Below are 12,716 nucleotides of genomic sequence, written 5' to 3'. Positions count from 1 at the left end.
ACGCACATGAACGCCGTGAGTGATTCTCCGCGAGCCGTATCGGCTGGCCTGACGTCCTCGTCGACCCGTTTGCGGCTGGCGACGGTGGTGGCCGCGCTCATCATGCTCGGCACGCTCGCTTATTCGGCCGATCTCCTGCTGCACGACCATGGCCAGCCCACGCTGTTGAGCCCACCGCTCATCGCCGCGCTGATGGTCGGCAACCTCATCCCCGCCATCATCCTGATGGTGCTGCTGTCGCGCCGCATCGCCAAATATCGTGGGCGCAAGCAGGGCGTGGGGACGGGCCAGATCCATACCCGCCTCGTCGCGCTCTTCTCGCTCATCGCCGCAGTGCCGACCGTCACCGTCGCCATCTTCGCCTCGCTGCTCATCCAGTCCGGCCTCGAATTCTGGTTTTCCGAACGCGCGCGCACCATGCTCGTCGACACGGTCGAGCTGGTCGACAGCGTGTTGCTCGAGGAACAGTCCGACGTCTCCGAAGAAGCCATCTACATGGCCTACGACCTCGTCGGCGAACTGCCCGGCATGGACCCGCGCAGCGCCGAGTTCGAGGAAGTGGTCGGGCTCCAGACTTATTATCGCGAATTGAACGAGGCCGCCGTCCTCGCCATCGACGACGATGGCGGTTTCGAGGCGCTGGTCACCATAAACCCCTTCGACGGCCTGCTCGACGAGCGCCGCTTGCGCGCCGGGGTCGCCGCGCTCGAAGGCAATGACGCGGTCGGCATCGAGATGATCAACCGCATCGCCTTCCTGACGAAGATCCCCGAGGTCGAGAATGGCTATCTCCTCGTCGCGCGCAGCGTGAACGAGGATTTGTTCGAGAAAATCGACCGCGCCGACAGCATCCGCGCCTCCTACGACGACATCATCGAGCGCAGCCGCGTGAACCAGCTGCGTTTCAACGCCGCGCTGCTCATCGGGGCCATCCTCATTGTCGCCATCGCCATCATGGCCGCACTGAAGCTTGCCGATCGCATCGCACGCCCCGTGGGCCAGCTTGTATCGGCCGCCAACCGGGTCGAGGAAGGCGACTTCACCGCGCGCGTGCCGCCACAGGCCAGCGCCGATGAGATCGCGACCCTTGCCACCGCCTTCAATCGCATGACGAGCCGCATCGAGGAACAGACGGGCGCGCTGCTCACCGCCAATGAGGAACTCGATCTCAGGCGCGCCTTCATCGAAGCCGTGCTCTCGTCGGTCACCGCGGGGGTCATCGCCACCGACGAAGAGGACCGCATCCTTCTCATCAACCGCTCGGCCACCATTTTGCTGGCCGACGAGGACGCCCAGCTGGAGGGCGAACGACTGATCGAACGCTCGCCCGAGCTCGGCGAGTTCCTCTCCGGCGCAAGCCAGGAAACGACGCTCGAACTCGCCACCAAGGCCGGGCCGCGCACGCTGGCGGTCAAGCGCGTGCGCTACGAGGATGGCGCGGTGCTGACCTTCGACGATGTCACCGACCAACTGTCCGACCAGCGCCGCGCCGCCTGGTCCGACATCGCGCGCCGCATCGCCCACGAGATCAAGAACCCGCTCACCCCCATCCAGCTGGCCGCCGAACGCCTCCAACGCCGCTATGGCGACAGCATCCCGCAGGATGACGACACCTTCGAGCGGCTGACCCAGACGATCGTGCGGCAGGTCGGCGACCTGCGTCGCATGGTCGATGAATTCTCCAATTTCGCGCGCATGCCCAAGCCCTCTTTCCGCGACGAGGACGTGCATGACATCGCCCGCGCAGCGCTCTTCCTCCATGAGGTCGCGCATCCCGGCATCCACTTTACCATCGATCCGCGCCAGGGGCCGATCCGCATGGTGTGCGACCGCCGTCAATTGGCGCAGGCGCTCACCAACATCGTCAAGAACGCCGTCGAGGCGATCGAGGCACGGCGCAAGAAAGGCGATGCGCGCGAGGACGGCGATTTCATCGCCTTGTCCATCAGCCGCGAGGGCGGCGAACTGACCATCGAGATCGACGACAGCGGCATCGGCCTTCCCGCCGAGCGCGAGCGCATGACCGAGCCCTATATGACGACCCGCGTGCGAGGCACCGGGCTCGGGCTGGCCATCGTCAAGAAGATCGTTGAGGAACATGCAGGCCAGCTGGCCTTTTTCGATAGGGAGGGCGGGGGCACCCGCGTTCGCATCAGCTTTGATGCCGCCCGGTTGGAAGACCGCGCCGAGGGAGAGCCCGGCACCCCGCTCACGCGGGCCGGAGAGGACCAAGAGTATGACGAGGACATCTGATGGCGCTTGAGATCCTGGTAGTCGATGACGAGGAAGACATTCGCGAACTGGTCGCGGGCGTGCTCGAGGACGAGGGCTATGACGTGCGCTCGGCAGGCAGCAGCCGCGAGGCGCTGGAGGCGATCGACCAGCGCCGCCCCCATCTCGCCCTGCTCGACGTCTGGCTTCAGGGCTCGGACTTGGACGGCCTCCAGCTCCTCGAACAGATAAAGAAACGCGACCCCTCGCTGCCCTGCATCATGATCTCGGGCCATGGCAATCTGGATACCGCCGTCGCTGCGGTGCGCGCGGGTGCAGTGGATTTCATCGAGAAACCCTTCGAGGCGGGCAAGCTCCTCCACCTCGTCGCGCGCGCCACCGAGACCGATCGCCTGCGCCGCGAAAATGCCCAGCTCAAGCGCCAGGCCATGCGCGACGAGCAGCTCGAAGGCTCGTCTTCCACCATCAACGCGGTACGCGCCACGCTGAAACGCGTCGCTCCGACCGGCAGCCGCGTCATGATCAACGGCCCCGCCGGCGTCGGCAAGGAAATCGCCGCACGCATGATCCACGGCTGGAGCCCGCGCGCGCAGGGGCCCTTTGTCACCGTCTCGGCCGCCATGATGGCGCCCGAGCGCGTCGAAGAGGAATTGTTCGGTATCGAGGAAAATGGCGTCGCGCGCCCCGGTCTCCTTGAACAAGCGCATGGCGGCACGCTGTTCCTCGACGAGATCGCCGACATGCCGGTCAACACGCAGGCCAAGATCCTGCGCGTCCTCACCGACCAGAGCTTTCATCGCGTCCATGGCGACCGCCCGGTCAAGGTCGACGTGCGCGTCCTCTCGGCCACCTCGCGCGACCTCCAGAAAGAGATCGAGGAAGGCCGCTTCCGCGAGGATCTCTTCTATCGCCTCAACGTCGTACCGGTCATGATCCCGCCATTGAACGAACGGCGCGAAGATATCGTCATGCTGGTCGACCATTTCCTTGCCCGCTTCGCCGCCGACCGCCGCGTGCGCCCGCCGCGCGTTTCCGACGAGGCGATGGCCGCGCTCCAGGCGCATGAATGGCCCGGCAACGTGCGCCAGCTTCGCAATATCATCGAGCGCACCATGATCCTCACGCCCGGCGACCGCGTCGACTGCATCGAAATCGACCTCCTGCCATCCGAGGTCACCGATGGTGGCGGCGACGCCAAGAGCGCGACCTCGACGGTGGCCATGATGGGGTCGCCGCTGCGCGAAGCCCGCGAGAATTTCGAGCGCGAATATCTGCGTGTCCAGATCCGTCGTTTTTCGGGCAATATCAGCCGCACCGCCGCCTTCATCGGCATGGAGCGCTCGGCCTTGCACCGCAAGTTGAAGGCGCTCGGCATCACCGACAAGCGCGACAAGAACTGACCGCATGACCGACCCTAAGTCCTCGCTGCAGGACCAATATTTGAACCTCGCCCGCACGGCGGGGTTGCCCGTCACGATCTTCCTGTTGAAGGGGATCCGCCTGCAGGGTCATATCACCGGTTTTGACGCCTATAGTCTCACGCTCCAGCGCGATGGCGTCGAGCAACTCGTCTACAAGCAGGGCATCTCGACGCTGATGCTACGCGAGGCGAACGCCTTCGGCACCGCCGCCCCGACCCGCGGCGACCGACAGGATGCCTTTCTCACCCGCCGTCACGGGCAGGGGGTGAAGCTCTTCCTCGTCAATGGCATCGCGCTCGAAGGGCACCTCGCGGGCCACGACATCTACGCGCTGCTGCTCGAACAGGGCGGCGACCTCCAGTTGGTCTTCAAGCATGCCATCGCCACCGTTTCCGACATGGAGAATGCACGATGAGCGTGTTCAACCGCGACGAGGAAGGGGCGGGGGGCCAGACCGCGCTGCTCGTCGTGCCCACGCTGGCACGCCATGACCATAGCCGCGGCGCCGAGGCCCGGACCGAGGAAGCGAAGGGGCTCGCCGAGGCGATCGGCATCACGGTCACCGATGCGCTCGCCTTCACCGTGCGCCAGCTGAAGCCCGGCACGCTGTTCGGGTCGGGCCAGGTCGACGAGATCGCCGCCGCGGCCGCTGCCGACGACGTCACGCTGACCATCGTCGATCACACCCTTACGCCCGTGCAGCAGAAAAATCTCGAGGATCGCCTCAAGACCAAGGTCATCGACCGCACCGGGCTCATCCTCGAAATCTTCGGAGAACGCGCCGCCACCGCCGAAGGGCGCTTGCAGGTCGAACTCGCCCATCTCGATTACCAGGCCGGCCGCCTCGTCCGCAGTTGGACCCACCTCGAACGCCAACGCGGCGGCTTCGGCTTCCTCGGCGGCCCGGGGGAAACCCAGATCGAGGCCGACCGCCGCATGATCCGCGACCGCATGGCGCGCATCCGCAAGGAGCTCGAACAGGTCAAGAAAACGCGCGGGTTGCACCGCGATCGGCGCCAGCGCGCGCCTTGGCCGGTAGTTGCACTGGTCGGCTATACGAACGCCGGAAAGTCCACGCTTTTCAATCGCCTGACGGAGGCTTCTGTCATGGCGAAGGACCTGTTGTTCGCCACGCTCGACCCCACGATGCGCAGCGTGAAGCTGCCCGGCCATGAAAAGGTCATCCTGTCCGACACGGTGGGTTTCGTCTCTGACCTGCCAACCCAGCTCGTCGCTGCTTTCCGCGCCACGCTTGAGGAAGTCGCTTCGGCCGATCTCATCCTCCACGTGCGCGACATCGCGCACCCCGATAGCGAGGCGCAGGCCGAAGACGTCGATCATGTCCTAGCCGAACTGGGGCTGGAGGAGGGGAAGGGGCCCCCGCGTCTGGAAGTGTGGAACAAGGCCGACCTCCTCTCGCCCGACGATTATGCCACGCTTCAGGGGCGCGCGGGGCCGCGCGGCGCGATCCTTATCAGCGCCGAGACGGGCCAAGGTGTCGAGCATCTGCGCGAGGTCGTCGGCGCCGCGCTTGATCCCGACCGCAATCGCCACGACATCGCGCTGCCCGCCAGCGATGGCCAGCGCCTCAGTTGGCTTCATGCCAACGGCAAGGTGCTCGATCAGCGAATGGAGGGGGATCGCATCCACCTCGTCGTCGAACTGTCCGAAAAGGACTGGGAGCGGTTCAACGCGCTCTAGAAAGCGCCGTTGCTAGAGCGACCCGTCCTTTGCCGCACGCCAAAGCGCTTCCTTGCCGTCGAGATCCCGGTCCTCAAATTCGGGATGTGCCTCGATGGCGCGGAAGCGCTGTTCGAATTTGCGATTGGCCTTGCGCAGCGCCTCTTCGGCATCGATCTTGAGAAAGCGCGCAAGGTTCACCACCGCGAAGAGGAGGTCTCCCATTTCTTCCTCGCGATGCGCCGCATCCTCGGCCTCGTCGAGCTCGGCCAACTCCTCATGAATCTTCGCCCGGGCGCCGCTCGCATCGGGCCAGTCGAAACCGGTCCGCGCTGCGCGCTTCTGCAATTTCTGCGCGCGCTCGAGGGCGGGCAGGGCGAGCGCCACGCCGGCGAGCGCGCTCTCGTCGGCCGCCTTGTCCTTGCGCTCGGCCGCCTTAATCTCTTCCCACAGATGATGCCCGCCATTGTCGGCGTCGCCGAAAATGTGCGGATGCCGTCGCTCCATCTTGTCAGAGATGGTCGCAAAGACGTCGGCGAGCGTAAAGGCGCCGTCCTCCTCGGCCATGACGCTGTGGAAGATGACCTGCAATTGGAGATCGCCCAGTTCCTCGGCGAGATCGGCCATGTCGCCGCGCGCGATGGCGTCGGCGACCTCATAGGCTTCCTCGATCGTATAGGGCGCGATGGTGCCGAAATCCTGGACGCTGTCCCATTCGCAGCCCGTCTCGGGATCGCGCAGCCGTCGCATGATCGACACGAGCCGCGCGAGCCCCTCGGCATTCTTTTGTTCGCTCATGAACAGGACCATGGCCCGCGCGCGGATAATTCGAAAGAGATTTCAAACGCTCGAACAGCGCAGGGGGGTGATCCGGACGCCTCGGACGAGACCACCGAATAAGTCTGATAATATATATTATGTAAAACGAACGCCGAAGTAGTGCAGTGAAGCTGGCCCTACGGTTCAAGCACCAGCCAACGACCTTCGACACCCCAGCGATCGAGCGACGACAAGAAATTCATGCCGATCACGTTGAGATCGGCCTGGTCGGTCACATGGACCGCCATTTCCTCGCGCTCGATCGGTCCGAGCCGCAGGCTGTCGGCACGGCCGCGCGACACGCGCACGACACCATTGCCCGTGCGGACCATCTGGTCGCGGCGTGGATTGATGGAGATGCCCGCCGCTTCGGCGGTCGGCCGTCCGATCGTCGTCATCGTCGCGCCGCTGTCGACGAGGAAATTGACCGGCGTGCCATTTACCTCGACCTCGACCCAGAAATGACCGTCGATCGCCATCGGTACGCGCACTTCGCCCGCCGCCGTGATCGGATCGCCCGTCACTTCGGATTTCAACCGATCGCCGACCATCCCGAGATCGTCGCGAAAGGTGAAGATGACGAAGCCCGCACCAAAGATCGCGACCCACGCCAGCGCCATCTTGGCGAGCTTGGCAATGGGTTCGCGCCGCGTCAGCAGCGCGGACACCACGATCGCCAGCGCAAGCAGGATATATACGCCGCCGAGCATCCAGTCGTTGGTCACAGATTCACTTCCAGTCCATCATGGCAAGGCCCCGCCCAGTCAGGCAGCTCCTCCCTTAACTGGGCATGATCCATCACGATGTCGAGATGCGTCAGCCACAATTGTCCGACGCGAAGCTCGCGCGCCCAGCCCAGCACCGCATCGAGATGCGCATGGGTGGGATGCGGCTTTCGCCCCAGGCAATCGCAAATCCACACGTCCGCGCCAGAATAAAGGCTAGCCATTTCTGCCGTCAAATCATGAAAGTCAATGGCATAGGCGACACTCTTGCCAGCGCGGTTGAAGCGCATACCGAGGCTGGTGATCCCGCCATGAGGCTGATCGACGAAGGAAAAGCGTCCGCCCTGCCAGTCACGCGTGTCGTCCAGCGGCGTCGCCTCGAACAGCGGCTGATAATATTTGTATCCGGCAAAGGCATAAGCGAACCGATGCTCGAGCTGATCGAGGGTATGGGCGCGAGCCCACAGCGGCAAGCGCTTGCCCGAGCGCCTCAAGAGCCCCCGCAAATCGTCGATCCCATGGCAATGATCGGCATGGTCGTGCGTGACGATGCAGGCGTCGAGTGACGTCACTCCGGCATCGAGCAATTGTTCGCGACAATCGGGACCGCAATCGACCAGTAGTTGCCCCTCGCCCGCCTCGATCAGGATCGAAGAGCGGCGCCTCCGGTTTTTCGAGTTCGTCGGGTCGCAGGCGCCCCAATTGCCATCGACATGCGGCACCCCGCCCGAGGTCCCGCAGCCGAGGATCCGGATCTTCACGCCGCCGCTTTGTCGAACAATCGGAAGAAATTTTCGCTGGTCCGGGCCTTCAATTCGTCCAGATCCTCACCGCGCAGATCGGCGACGAAGGCGGCCGTGTCGGCCACGAAGGCCGGCTCGCAGGTCTTGCCCCGATGCGGCACCGGGGCGAGGAACGGGCTGTCGGTCTCGACGAGGAAGCGGTCGCCCGGCAAGGTCTTCGCGGTCTCCTGTAATTCCCTGGCGTTCTTGAAGGTCACGATGCCCGACAGCGAGATGTAAAAGCCGAATTCCAGCGCGCGGTCGGCGAGCCATTGCGAGGAGGTGAAGCAGTGGAGCACCCCCTTCACCCCGCCCTTGGCGACCTCGCGGCTCAGCATCTCGGCGGTGTCCTCTTCCGCCTCGCGCGTATGCACGACCAGCGGCAGGCCGGTGATCCGCGCCGCCTCGATATGGGCCTGGAAACGCGCCTTCTGCGCCTCGCGGTCGGACTTGTCGTAATAATAATCGAGGCCGCACTCGCCGATCGCGACGACCTTGGGATGATCGGCCGCCTTGACGAGCGCCTCGACGCCGAGATCGGGATGATTGTCAGCCTCATGCGGGTGCACGCCGATCGTCGCCCAGACATCGTCATTGCGCTCCGCCGTAGCGACGATGGCGTCCCATTCGCGTTGGCGGGTCGAGATGTTGAGCATGCCCGTCACGCCGCGCGTGCGCGCCGCGTGGAGCACCTCGTCCTGACGTTCGATCAGCCCCTCGTAATTAAGGTGGCAATGGCTGTCGATCAGGCTCATGCGCCCTCCTCCGTCACCAGTTCGAGCCGCGGGAAGGCAGGGGTCGGCTTGGCGATGGGCGCCCCGCCCTCGCCCGCTGCAAGCTGGTCGAGCACCGCCTGCGCGCCCGCCGGCACGACCGGCTGGATCGCCTCGGCCAGCGGCTTGATGGCCGCCGCCAGCGTCCCCAGCACCGCCGCCATCCGTTCGGGATCGGTCTTGCGCAGCGCCCAAGGTGCCATCTCGTCGACATAGGCATTGCAGGCATAGACCGCCTGCAACCACGCCTCGACGCCCTTTTCAAAAGCCCAGTGTTCAAAGTGACTTGGCAGCTGCTCCTCACACGCCTCGCGAACCTTTTCGAGCAGCGCGACATCGGCCCCATCCACGCCCGCCGCGGGAATGAGGCCATCGAGGTTCTTGTGGATCATCGACAGGGTGCGCTGCGCCAGATTGCCGAAGCTATTGGCAAGCTCGGCATTGACCCGCGTGACAAGGCTCTCCTCGCCGACGCTCCCATCCTGCCCGAAACTGACCTCGCGCAGCAAATAGTAACGCAGCGCATCGACGCCATGACGCCGCGCCATTTCCATCGGGTCGACGACATTGCCGAGGCTCTTCGACATCTTCACCCCGCCTTCGCCGAGGAGGAAGCCGTGCGCGAAGACCTGCCCGGGCAATTCGATGCCCGCACTCATCAGGAAGGCGGGCCAATAGACCGCGTGAAAACGGATGATGTCCTTGCCGATGAGATGGCAATCGGCAGGCCAAAATTTGTCCCAGCGCTTGCCACCATCGGGATAGCCGACGCCGGTGATGTAATTGGTCAGCGCGTCGAGCCAGACGTACATGACATGGCCCTCAGACCCCGGCACCGGCACGCCCCAGTCGAAGCTGGTGCGGCTGACCGACAGATCCTTCAGCCCGCCCTCGATGAAGCTCACCACTTCGTTGCGGCGGCTCTTGGGCGCGATGAAATCGGGGTTGGCGGCGATATGGTCGAGCAGCTTTTGCTGATAGGCCGAGAGGCGGAAGAACCAGGTTTCCTCGACCTGCCATTCGACCGGCGTGCCTTCGGGGCTCAACTTCTCGCCTCCCTCGCCGGTGGTCAGTTCCTTCTCGTCATAAAAGGCCTCGTCGCGGACCGAATACCAGCCTTCGTAACGCCCCAGATACAGGTCGCCATTGGCCTCGAGCGCTTTCCACAGTGCCTGCGCGGCGCGATGATGATCCTCGTCGTTCGTGCGAATGAACCGGTCATAAGTGATGCCAAGATCATCGCACATCGCCTTGAACATGGACGACATTTTCGCGCCGAGCTCGCCCGGCGTGATGCCTTGCTCGCGCGCCGTCTGCGCCATCTTCAGGCCATGCTCGTCGGTCCCCGTCTGGAAATAGACGTCGCGCCCCTGCCCCCGCTGAAAGCGCGCCATGACGTCGGCGGCAATCGCCTCATAGGCATGGCCGACGTGCGGCGCCCCGTTGGGATAGGAAATGGCGGTGGAGAGATAATAAGGCTTTGACATGGCTCGCGACTAGCCGTGCCGCGCCGCCGCTGCAAGATGGCCCGTCAGCACATAGATGGTCGATGCGGGGTCACTCGACAGCCGCGGCGCAAGCTGCGCGGTGCGCCGCGCCTCGGCATAGGCGGCGAGCAGCGCCGCCCGCCGTGCCCCCTCGGCTCCCCTCGCCTCCTGCGCCACCAGTCCCGGCAACATCGACAGAAAGATCGCATAGCGATCCGCCGCCGCCTTGAGGCTCAGGCTCTTGGCCAGCGCGGCCCGTTTGCCATTGGTTGGATCGCCGTCGCGCATCAGCAGGCGCGCCGTCTCGGCGAGAGGGGTGAGGTCATGCTCGGCAATCGCCACCGCGCGCCCCGCCGAGCCGCCCGACAGGCTGGCGAGCCGCGCGCGTTCCTGTCCATCGGCCTTGGGCAGCGCGGTCTCGAGCACTCGCGCCACATCACCCTCCGACAAAGGCGCGAAATCGAGCCGACGGCAGCGCGATCTTATCGTCGGCAGCAATCGGCCCGGGGCATGGGTCACGAGGAAAAAGAGCGTCTTGACGGGCGGCTCCTCGAGCATCTTCAACAGCGCGTTGGCCGCGCTCACCTCGAGATCGTCGGCGCTGTCGATGACGATCACGCGCCAATCGGAAAGCGAGGGCGTGACCGCGAACAGATGCGAGAGCTCGCGCACCTGCGCCACCGAGATGTTGCGCGCCAGCCCCGTCCCCGCCTTGTTCATCCCGCGCTCGAGGCGGCGATAGTCAGGATGCGAGCCGGCCTCGAACAGGTGGGCAATGCGGTGTTCGGGCGAAACTTCGAGCCCCGCGCCCTCAGGCACCGGCCCCGCCGCTTCGGCGAGAACGCGCAGCGCGGCCGCTTCGGCAAAGCGAGCCTTGCCCACGCCCTTCGGCCCGGCGAGCAGCCAGGCATGGTGAGGCGTGCGCGACGACCATGCAGCTACAAACCGCCCGACCGCCTCGTCCTGCCCGATGATCATGGCAACAGGTCGCCCAGCGCATAGAGCAGCCGCGCGGTCACCGTCGCCTCATTGCCTGCCGCATCGATCAGCCGAACCCGGTCGGGGTCGGCCTCGGCACTCTTGGCAAAACCGGCATCGACCAGCGCGTGATAGGAAGGCGGCCGCCCGCCGATCCGATCGGCGCCGTCGGCATCGCGGCTGGCGGCGCGCCGCGCCCCCTCCCCGCCTTCCAATCGCAGCACCAGAGTGCGGTCCGGCAGGAAATCCTCCGAGCCGAAGCGATGCAGGTCTCGGATCGCCTCGAACCCCAGGCCACCCGCCTCGCCCTGATAGGCGAGCGATGAATCGAGGAAGCGGTCGGACAGCACCCACTTGCCCTCGGCAAGCGCAGGCCGGATCGTCTTGGCGATATGGTCGGCGCGCGCGGCGGCGAACAGCAGCGCCTCGGCACGCAGCGTCCACCGCCCGTCCTCGCCTTCGAGCAGAAGCTTGCGGATCGCCTCGGCGCCCGGGCTGCCGCCCGGTTCGCGGGTCACCACGACCTCCAGCCCGCGGCCCTCCAGCGCCTGCGCGAGCGCGGCAAGCTGGGTCGACTTGCCGACCCCCTCGCCGCCCTCGAGACTGATGAACCGCCCCCGCGCCATGGCCTCAGGCCATGCCGAGCAGTTGCTTGAGCCCGATCCAGGCGCGGCGGAAGAAGCCGGCCTCTTCGACATCGGCCCCAGCGACGAGCGGGAGCACCGCTTCTTCGCCATCCACCGTGACGATCAATTCGGCGACATTATCGCCCTTGGCGATCGGCGCCTTGAGCGGTCCCTGATAGCGGATCTTGGCCGTCGGGTCGGCGGCAAGCCCGGCGGCGAAGGTCGCGGCGAGATCACGCGGCGCGAGGAGCGAAACACTATCGGCGCTGCCGAGCTGGACCCGTGCCTGCGCCACTTCTGCACCCGCGCCGAACAGCGGCATCGTATCCCACGCGTTAAAGCCCCATTCCATGAGCTTCACGCTCTCAGACACGCGCCCGCCATAGCTGTCCAATCCGGCAACCACCATGATCAGGCGGCGCCCGTCTCGCTCGGCCGAGCCGGTGAAGCCGTATCCCGCTTCCTCGGTGTGGCCGGTCTTGAGGCCATCGGCCCCCGATACCTTTCCAAACAGCGGATTGCGGTTGGGCTGGGTGATCGGACTGCCACCCTGCGTCTCGCCCCAGGTGAATTCCTTCTTGCCGTAATATTTCTTGTACAGCTTGGGGTGATCCTCGATCGTCGAGCGTGCCAGCGTGCCCAGATCGCGCGCCGTCACCAACGTCGCGCCTTCATCGGGCCAGCCCACCGGGTTGCCGAAGCGGCTCTTCGTCAGGCCGATTTCCTTGGCTTCCGCATTCATCCGGTCGACGAAGGCCTCCACGGTGCCCGAGATGCATTCGGCCAGCACCATCGTCGCATCGTTCCCAGAGACGGTCACGATGCCGTACAGCAGGTTTTCGAGGCTCACCTGCTCGTTCGGCGACAGGAACATCGTCGACCCCGCAGCCGGGCCCGACCATTCGCGCCATGTTTCGGGCCGGACCGTGCACATCTTGTCTTCGGCGAGCTTGCCCGCGTCGATCAGCTTGAAGGCCACGTGCGAGGTCATCATCTTGGCCATCGAGGCCGGCGGGATCTGCCGGTCGGCATCCTTTTCGAGCAGCACCTGCCCCGAGGACAGGTCGATGAGATAGGCGATCGGCGCCTCGCCATCGAAGCTCGGGGCGGCGAAGGCCGCGGCAGCAGGAAGGGCGAGGAGCGGCAGAAGAGCAAGGCGCATGAAGGGGCGGCTTTCAAATAGGATGTCGATG

Annotated in this window: 12 protein-coding genes; 4 read left to right on the top strand and 8 right to left on the bottom strand. The window is 65.3% G+C overall.

Going from position 1 to position 12,716, the window contains the following annotated elements:
* The first annotated feature begins 6 nt into the window (after positions 1–6).
* From NUW51_RS03255 to hflX, 4 genes are read left to right on the top strand one after another with little or no spacing between them, the layout of a single operon-like run.
* Positions 7–2,253 (top strand): sensor histidine kinase NtrY-like, encoded by a 2,247-nt coding sequence (locus NUW51_RS03255; protein ID WP_407696313.1) that lies wholly within the window; start codon positions 7–9, stop codon positions 2,251–2,253.
* Positions 2,253–3,632, top strand: a complete 1,380-nt coding sequence (ntrX, locus tag NUW51_RS03250; RefSeq protein ID WP_265562706.1) for a nitrogen assimilation response regulator NtrX — start codon at positions 2,253–2,255, stop codon at positions 3,630–3,632. Before NUW51_RS03255 ends, ntrX begins: the two co-directional genes overlap by 1 nt.
* 4 nt (positions 3,633–3,636) lie before the next feature.
* Positions 3,637–4,068, top strand: a complete 432-nt coding sequence (hfq, locus tag NUW51_RS03245) for an RNA chaperone Hfq (protein ID WP_265562704.1) — start codon at positions 3,637–3,639, stop codon at positions 4,066–4,068.
* On the top strand, positions 4,065–5,354 hold the full coding sequence (hflX, locus tag NUW51_RS03240) for a GTPase HflX (RefSeq protein ID WP_265562702.1): 1,290 nt from the start codon (positions 4,065–4,067) through the stop codon (positions 5,352–5,354). The genes hfq and hflX overlap by 4 nt, the downstream gene beginning before the upstream one ends.
* Before the next feature lie 12 nt (positions 5,355–5,366).
* Here hflX and mazG read toward each other — a convergent pair whose 3' ends face one another.
* The 8 genes from mazG to NUW51_RS03200 form a co-directional block, all read right to left on the bottom strand.
* Positions 5,367–6,131, bottom strand: coding sequence for a nucleoside triphosphate pyrophosphohydrolase (gene mazG, locus NUW51_RS03235; protein ID WP_265562700.1), 765 nt, complete (start codon positions 6,129–6,131; stop codon positions 5,367–5,369).
* Between the two features lie 158 nt (positions 6,132–6,289).
* Positions 6,290–6,877 carry a retropepsin-like aspartic protease family protein gene (locus tag NUW51_RS03230; protein WP_265562698.1) on the bottom strand — a complete coding sequence of 196 codons (588 nt, stop codon included), beginning with the start codon at positions 6,875–6,877 and terminating at the stop codon, positions 6,290–6,292.
* Positions 6,874–7,638, bottom strand: coding sequence for an MBL fold metallo-hydrolase (locus NUW51_RS03225; protein ID WP_265562696.1), 765 nt, complete (start codon positions 7,636–7,638; stop codon positions 6,874–6,876). The genes NUW51_RS03230 and NUW51_RS03225 overlap by 4 nt, the downstream gene beginning before the upstream one ends.
* Complete coding sequence (locus NUW51_RS03220) at positions 7,635–8,414, bottom strand: TatD family hydrolase (RefSeq protein WP_265562694.1); 780 nt, start codon at positions 8,412–8,414, stop codon at positions 7,635–7,637. Before NUW51_RS03220 ends, NUW51_RS03225 begins: the two co-directional genes overlap by 4 nt.
* Entirely contained in the window at positions 8,411–9,919 is a 1,509-nt protein-coding gene (metG, locus tag NUW51_RS03215) for a methionine--tRNA ligase (protein WP_265562691.1), read from the bottom strand. The genes NUW51_RS03220 and metG overlap by 4 nt, the downstream gene beginning before the upstream one ends.
* A 9-nt stretch (positions 9,920–9,928) precedes the next feature.
* A complete protein-coding gene (locus NUW51_RS03210) occupies positions 9,929–10,897 on the bottom strand; it encodes a DNA polymerase III subunit delta' (protein WP_265562689.1) in 969 nt (322 codons plus the stop codon).
* Positions 10,894–11,523, bottom strand: coding sequence for a dTMP kinase (gene tmk / locus NUW51_RS03205; protein WP_265562687.1), 630 nt, complete (start codon positions 11,521–11,523; stop codon positions 10,894–10,896). Before tmk ends, NUW51_RS03210 begins: the two co-directional genes overlap by 4 nt.
* Positions 11,524–11,527: 4 nt before the next feature.
* Positions 11,528–12,685, bottom strand: a complete 1,158-nt coding sequence (locus tag NUW51_RS03200; protein WP_265562686.1) for a D-alanyl-D-alanine carboxypeptidase family protein — start codon at positions 12,683–12,685, stop codon at positions 11,528–11,530.
* Between the last annotated feature and the right edge of the window lie 31 nt (positions 12,686–12,716).

This window comes from Sphingomicrobium arenosum (genome assembly GCF_026157085.1).
In the GTDB taxonomy this organism is placed as follows: domain Bacteria; phylum Pseudomonadota; class Alphaproteobacteria; order Sphingomonadales; family Sphingomonadaceae; genus Sphingomicrobium; species Sphingomicrobium arenosum.
Note: the sequence above shows the minus strand (reverse complement) of the source record. Positions and strands in the feature narration are given on the sequence as shown.